Source organism: Sandarakinorhabdus sp. (genome assembly GCF_032115815.1).
Classification (GTDB): Bacteria; Pseudomonadota; Alphaproteobacteria; order Sphingomonadales; family Sphingomonadaceae; genus Sandarakinorhabdus.
Genome location: NZ_JAUMBI010000070.1, coordinates 1 through 1543, shown reverse-complemented (window position 1 = coordinate 1543; position 1543 = coordinate 1). Strand labels below are relative to the sequence as shown.

At 66.9% G+C, this 1543-nt stretch carries 2 protein-coding genes; one reads left to right on the top strand and one right to left on the bottom strand.

Translation table 11 applies throughout. The features are described from left to right. The coding region (locus tag RT662_RS04210; protein WP_313669423.1) for an MFS transporter at positions 1-1083 on the bottom strand (1083 nt) is incomplete at its 3' end. 91 nt (positions 1084-1174) lie between these two features. Between RT662_RS04210 and RT662_RS04205 the strand changes: the two genes are divergently transcribed. Beyond that, a partial coding sequence (locus RT662_RS04205; protein ID WP_313669422.1) for an aldehyde dehydrogenase family protein occupies positions 1175-1543 on the top strand: 369 nt, incomplete at its 3' end.

Sequence of the window (1543 nt, the reverse complement as noted above, 5' to 3'; positions counted from 1 at the left end):
CTGCGCAAACACCATCCACGCCGCCGCCATCGCCCGCGTGTCCGGCCGGGCCAGCACCTGCGCCGCGCCATAGGCCGGGCCATAATAGGCGCTGTTGGCCACCGTGGGCAGGATCAGCAGCGCAATTGCCAGTCGCCAATCATCCACCATGTATCCGGCGAACAATATGGGCGCGGCCAGCACCATCGCCCAGGCCGGCAGGGTGAGCATGTGACGCCGGTCTTTGGCGCCGAACTTGTCCGCCGCCCAGCCGCCGAGCCAGGTGCCGACAATGCCGGCAATGCCCAGGATCACGCCCACCCAGATTGCCGTCTGCCCCACGCTCAGCTTGTGGGTGCGCTGGAAATAGACCAGCACCCACACGCCCTTGCCATAGCTGAGGAACGCCACCAGCGACGCACCGGACAGCACCAGGCAATAGGCTGGTGATTTCGCCAACAGCTTCAGGCTCGCCATCATCGAAAGGCGCGGCGGTGCATCGGCCGGCGCAGCGCGGCCAAGGCGCGGATCCTTCAAGAAAAACCACACGAACACCGCCAGCAGCAGCCCGGGCAGGCCCACCACCCAGAACGCCTCGCGCCAGCCCAGGGCTTCGGCCATGCCGCCGCCGATCAACGTGCCCAAAAGGCCGCCGATGGGGATGCCCAGCCCGAAAAAGGCGATGCCGCCGGCACGCTTTTCCGGCGGCAGGCTGTCAGCAATCAGCGCGTGGGCGGTGGGCGTGCAGCCGGCCTCCCCCACACCAACGCCGATACGCGCCAGCAGCAATTGCCAGAAATTCTGCGCCACCCCGCACAGCGCCGTCATGGCTGACCACACCGCCACGCACACCGCGATCAGACGGCTGCGGTTGGTGCGGCCATTATCGGCCACCCGCGCAATCGGCACACCCAGCGTGGCATAGAAGAGCGCAAAGGCGAGGCCCGTCAGCAGGCCCAACTGGCTGTCGGACAGATCAAGATCGCGGGCGATGGGTTCGGCCAGAATCGAAACGATCTGCCGATCGATGAAGTTGAAGATATAGACGACCAACAGCGTCCACAGCAGCAGCCGCGGATGCGGCGCGCCTTCCGGCTTCTCCATCATCATCTCCCCAAACTTTTGCGCAGCCTGCCCTCGCCGCTCTTGGCTGGCAAGCTGGTTCCATTAGAGAGGAGACAAGGAGACTCCTGCCATGACCGCCTATCCCGTTCGCCCTGCCCTGTTCATCGATGGCCACTGGCTCTCCGGCGAAGGCCGCGCCACCCACCAGGTGGTCAACCCTGCCACCGGCGCCGTGCTGGCCGAACTGCCGCTGGCCACCACCGCCGATCTGGATGCGGCGCTCGATGCCGCCGCGCGGGGGTACCCGCTGTGGCGGGCCACATCCGTGGACGAAAAGGCCGCCGTGCTGGCCGGCGCTGCCCGCTTGATGCGCGAACGGGTGGAGATCATCGCCACCACCGCCACGCTGGAACAGGGCAAGCCGCTGGCCGAAGCCCGCGCCGAACTGGGCTACAGTGCCGCCCTGGTCGATTTCTACGCCGGCGAGGTGCGCCGCAAT